The organism is Planktotalea sp. (genome assembly GCF_039984035.1).
Classification (GTDB): Bacteria; Pseudomonadota; Alphaproteobacteria; order Rhodobacterales; family Rhodobacteraceae; genus Planktotalea.
The window spans coordinates 1-5,094 of record NZ_JBDWVM010000149.1; the positions used below are offsets into that span (position 1 = coordinate 1).

The following is a 5,094-nucleotide window of genomic DNA, read 5'->3' on the forward strand; positions in this document are numbered from 1 at the left end:
CGGCCCCAGTCGGAGGGCGCGATCTTATCTTCGATCAAGGCATCGATAGTTTCTGCATCGGGCACACGCAGCAGGGCTTCTGCGAGGCACATAAGCGCGACGCCCTCATCGGTTGAGAGGCCATATTCCGCCAGAAACACCTCCATCAAGCCAAGTTCGTCTTCCTCGCGCATACGCGTGATTAGGCCAGCCGCGTCGGCGCTGATCTTGGCACGGTCTTGCGCGCTCAGGTTCGCAAGTGTGCGCAGCTTGGTAAAACACTCGGCTTGGCTGGCAAACATATGCGCATCGATGGAGGTGAAAGGAGACATATCTTGGGGCATTTCGACACCTATCAGGAGGAATTTTCAGCACTTTACCCCAATTTATCTATTCATTTTTCTCTTTTGAAGGCATACAAGACAAAAAATCGACTGAAAAACTGGACCAGAACGATGCAAACAAACTTCTCAGAACTTGACAGCTTCGACCGTAAAATATTGGACGTTGTTGCCTCTGACGGACGCATTAGCGTGACCGAGCTTGCTAATCGGATTGGCCTCTCGAAATCGCCAACGCAAACCCGTTTAAAACGTCTGGAAGAGCAACGGATCATCAAAGGCTATCGCGCGATGTTGGACCCGATCCAGTTGGGACGCGAACATGTCGCCTTTGTCGAAGTGCGTTTAACCGATACGCGGGAAGCGGCGTTGAAAGAATTTAACAAAGCGATCCGCGCCATTCCCGAAGTGGAGCAAGTTCATCTTATTGCAGGTAATTTTGACTATCTGTTGAAAGTGCGCACGCAGGACATGAACAGCTACCGTTTGTTCCTTGCGGAGAAAATTTCCTTCCTTCCCCACATTGCCAACACCTCAACCTATGTCGCGATGCAAGCGGTCAAGGAAGACACCACAGCCAGTTTTTAGACGCGCCTTAGCGTTCACAAATGCGCGAAACGGTGCCCTGCGGCTTGACTTGAGTGCATTGCAGCGCACTCTTTCTGGCATGAAACAGATCCTTTTGCCCCTTGCCCTTTCGCTGAGCGCCAGTTTGGCGCATGCCGCCTGCCCCGCCCCCAAAGACCAAGATGCGCGGCTGCAAGCCCTGATTGATGCGGTGAAGATCGCCCCAGACCAGACATCCGCCCAGCTAATTTCCAATGAGATGTGGGATATTTGGGATGACGCGCCCGACGAAAAAGCGCAAAGCTTGCTCAATGACGGGTTGGTCCGACGGTCCAACCAAGATTTCGATGGCGCCCTCGACGCATTTGAAGCGTTGATCGAGTATTGCCCGAATTATGCGGAAGGTTACAATCAACGGGCCTTTATCCTGTTCATCAAGCAGGATTATCCGCCTGCGTTGATTGATTTGGAACGTGCGATTGCGCTGTCGCCAAAGCACATTGCAGCGATTACTGGAAAGGCGCTGACCTTGATCGCATTGGAAAGAGACGAAGAGGCGCAGGCGGTCTTGCGCGCGGCTTTGGCACTGAATCCTTGGCTGAAAGAGCGACAATTCCTAACGGAAGAAGCCGAGCCGCCAAAAACCGATCTTTGAACCTGCATTCAGGGCTTTACACCCCGCTTGATCTGCCTATTTTGCGCGGCACTGGCCCGCGTGATGGAATGGTAGACATAGGAGACTTAAAATCTCTAGGCTTAACGGCCGTGCCGGTTCGAGTCCGGCCGCGGGTACCAGTAATTTCCTTTATTCCCTGATTTTTGCGCTGGCTTGCAAGATGCCCTGTTTTTGGGCAATCTCTCTGAGATTTAAGAATTAACGTTTTGATATTTACAGAGTTTTTGCATGAGTGCGCCCGATCCCGTCGAAGAAGTCTTGCCTGCGCTGGTTGACCTGACCTATTCGGCCACCACCGATCCCAGCCGCTACAACGAATTGGTCCAGGTGTGGGAACGCTATCTGGAGCGGCTCGCGCCTGAAGATGTGGAAGACGCCGAGCGTCATCATTTGCGCCACTTCAACCGAGCGCTTGAGATTTTTGACAAGATCGGGCGACAAAAGCATCAGAGCAATCGCGAAGAAGCGATGGTTCAGCTGTTCACCGTTCCCGCCTATGTCATCGGGCGCAATGGCGCGGTGATCCAAGCCAACACCGAAGGCGAGCGGTTACGCCTTGGCACCAGTACTTTGACCAACGGATTGGATCAGGCCGCTTTCGCCATCGCTCTCAAGGAGTTACAGCAAGGCGCGCCCGTGGCTTTGGTCCCTATTTACGACAGTGAAGGCGCGTTGGCGGATTGCGCCGTGCTTAGCCAGATCGAGGATGGCGAAGAAAGCGAGCGGTTTTTACTGGTCTCCAGCGGACCGCAAACCTCTGCGACGCAGTTGCAAACGCTGAGCGACAAATTCAATCTGAGCGCTTCAGAAAGCGAAGTTCTGAACGCCCTTTTGCAAGGGGAAAGCGTCGCTGATATTTCGGAGCGGCGCGGCGTCGGCATTGCCACGACGCGCACCCAAATACGGCAACTGCTTGAGAAAACGGGCAGTGCATCGCTTTCGGATTTGATCCGGCAAGCGGGGCAGATTTCGGCGCAAATGTCCGCAGTGAATATCGCTCGCACGTTGAATGCCTCAGGCGAAGGCGATCCCATACATTACGAACGCATCTTGACCTCTGATGGGCGTCTGCTGGCGTTTCGCCAATTTGGCGACCCTGAGGGGCGCCCTGTTCTGTTCATTCACAATATGATGGGCGGCGCGATTTGGCCGCACTCCATAGAAAAGTTAGCCGCGGCAAAGGGTTGGCGCATTATTGCACCTTCGCGCCCCGGTTTTGGCCTTTCTGACAGCACGCCTGCCTTTGATATGGAGTTGGTGCGCAAGACGTGTTCGGACATGCGTGCGCTCTTGGATCACTTGATGATTGATCGCGTGTTGGTCATCGGCAATCTGTCCTCCGCGGGGCTCGGCATTCGTTTCGCGAAAGATCACGACGACCGCGTGTTTGCCCTTTTGACGGTTGGTCACGCGGGGCTCATGGACGACGAAATGATCGAAGCGATGAGCAATCCTTCGCGCGCAATGGCCAAGACCTATCGCAAGTCGCCCACGGCGCTTCGCTTCTTGATCCGCGTTGCTGTGGCTTCTGTTGATGTGCTTGGCCCGAACCAAATGCTGCGCTCAAACTTTCGCAGCTCAAAACCCGATTCTGAGCTGCTGGAAAACACAGCGCTCGTCGATGCGCTGGGTGAAGGGTTGAAACATGCGATCAAACAGGGCGGCGAAGCCTTTTCGCGCGACGGTTTTGTCGCGCTGCATGATTTTCGTGATGATGTCGCCGCCTTGAACTGCCCGACGATCTGTCTGCTCGGGCGCGAGGATACGATGTACCCCGTCGCGCAGGCGGAACGGTTGCTGAGTGATCTGCCAAATTATGATTTGGAAGTCTTCGAAAACGCGGGGCAATTCGTTTTCTATCATCACGCTGAGCAGGCATTTGGCCTAATGGATAGGCTGTGGCAGCTCGGCACGATGAAAAAGGTGGGGAATTCCTGACCTCTCCACAAATGTGTGGATGCCCCAGAGTAAAGTCCAAGTTTAATTGCCCTTATTCGTACTTAAAGGGTAATTTTTATGACTCATTTCAAGCATCAGGTCGCCAAACATTTGCTGGCTCAGCAAAGACAAATGACCTCTCTCATCGACAAAGAAATCATTTCGAGCGGAGGCACCTTCGAGTTCGACAAAACCGATTGGGTGCCGCTTTATTATGATACGGGATATGCGGTTCGATCTGAATGCGGCGCGGCTATGGCCTATCGCGCGGTGACGATGGACGCCCAACTGCTCTGGCTGGTTTTCACCCCCTCAAAGCGACGCGGGTATCACGCGACGGCGCATGATCCGGTCCAAGCGATTGCGGACGCCAAAGCCGCATGGGCGCGCCGGTCTATGGTGCGTCAGAACTGGCAGATGGTTGAACAAACAGCCCGTGATTTGCGCCGTTTTCAACAGCGCTTTGACGTGCGTATTGAGGATGCACAGACCTCTCCGCTTTGCAGCCTCGGCATCGAAGGGTTTCTGCGCTCTATCGGTATGGGGCGCGTTGAACGCATCTCTGGTTGGCTCGCAGGGTGGTTGATGAAGGTGGAACCGCAAATGGGTTTTGTGATTTTTGAGGCGATGCAGCGGCACGGCGCAAAGGCACCTAGCATATCTGGGGCCGTTCCAGCGGAATAAGATACCAGAAAAAACGATTTCAGAAGGTTTAAACCTCTGAAATCATTGCTTTAGCCCAATAGGTAGAGAAAACGAAAGCAGCTCCAATACTCCCGTGAATGCCCTGTTTCAACGGTCCGCAATAAAGCCACCGCCATAGACCTGAGATTCATTGTCACTTGTGCCATGGAATGCACCAACGGTCTGGTTTTCACCGACAAGGCCCGTCAAATCCCCAGTGACACCACGATATAAAACGGTTCCTGTGAGTCCCTTGCCAGAGAATGTGCCATCCACTCCGAGGTTACCCCCGTCATTTTTCACAGTCCCTTTGGCAAAATCCACAATGAGATCAAGAGAGTCTATATCCCCGACGGAGGTCCAAGTCGTCAGGCCGTTCTCTCGCTCGATTCTGGTTGCGCGCATTAAGGCATAAGCCCCGCTCATCGTCGCGCTGCCCGCCGTGGGCGGCGTTGCCACATTCGTCCCATCAATGAGACCTGAAAGCGCGCGCACGCCCCCGTTGTTATTTGCGCCAACCATAAAGGAAACACCATTTCCGTTGGTCTTGTCGTAAAGTTTGCTTCCTCGGCTCTCATTCAAAATGATATTGAAGGTACCGTCGGCGTTTACATCCGCAAAAGAAGAACCCGCAATGTCCGTCGCGAGCGGCACGTCGACGTCACCACCACCAGAGCTCGCGTTGCACCCAGCCAAAAGAACACCGGACACAATTGCCGGTAAAACTCGAATAAAACCCATGTTTAAAACACCTTAACCAATTCAACCAAAACTTTAACAGGTTAAACCTGAAGGCGAAACTCGATAATGGCGCTAAGTTATGCAGTCTTTTGTTGAACAGAGTTAATCACGGGTTCCTGCGAACCGCTCTTGCCATTCCACGCGTTCATCATCCGTGATTTTGCGGAA

The 5,094-nt window shown here is 53.4% G+C and carries 6 protein-coding genes and 1 tRNA gene; 5 read left to right on the forward strand and 2 right to left on the reverse strand.

All coding sequences use genetic code 11. The features are described from left to right. On the reverse strand, positions 1-323 hold a 323-nt coding region (locus tag ABJQ89_RS06670), incomplete at its 3' end, for a hypothetical protein (protein ID WP_348495488.1). Positions 324-434: 111 nt separating this feature from the next. Here ABJQ89_RS06670 and ABJQ89_RS06675 point away from each other — a divergent pair. The 5 genes from ABJQ89_RS06675 to ABJQ89_RS06695 all read left to right on the forward strand — a co-directional run bounded on the left by ABJQ89_RS06675 (position 435) and on the right by ABJQ89_RS06695 (position 4,185). Next, positions 435-908 (forward strand): Lrp/AsnC ligand binding domain-containing protein, encoded by a 474-nt coding sequence (locus ABJQ89_RS06675; protein ID WP_348495489.1) that lies wholly within the window; start codon positions 435-437, stop codon positions 906-908. A 79-nt stretch (positions 909-987) separates the two neighbouring features. Then, the gene (locus tag ABJQ89_RS06680; protein WP_348495490.1) at positions 988-1,542 is read left to right on the forward strand and encodes a hypothetical protein; all 555 of its coding nucleotides are present in this window, start codon (positions 988-990) and stop codon (positions 1,540-1,542) included. A gap of 54 nt (positions 1,543-1,596) precedes the next feature. Then, positions 1,597-1,682 (forward strand) — tRNA-Leu (locus ABJQ89_RS06685). Between the two features lie 109 nt (positions 1,683-1,791). Further along, entirely contained in the window at positions 1,792-3,501 is a 1,710-nt protein-coding gene (locus ABJQ89_RS06690; protein ID WP_348495491.1) for an alpha/beta fold hydrolase, read from the forward strand. 78 nt (positions 3,502-3,579) lie between these two features. After that, positions 3,580-4,185, forward strand: coding sequence for a hypothetical protein (locus ABJQ89_RS06695; RefSeq protein ID WP_348495492.1), 606 nt, complete (start codon positions 3,580-3,582; stop codon positions 4,183-4,185). 108 nt (positions 4,186-4,293) lie between these two features. On the opposite strand, the gene ABJQ89_RS06700 is transcribed toward ABJQ89_RS06695, so the two are convergent. Beyond that, on the reverse strand, positions 4,294-4,926 hold the full coding sequence (locus ABJQ89_RS06700; protein ID WP_348495493.1) for a hypothetical protein: 633 nt from the start codon (positions 4,924-4,926) through the stop codon (positions 4,294-4,296). Between the last annotated feature and the right edge of the window lie 168 nt (positions 4,927-5,094).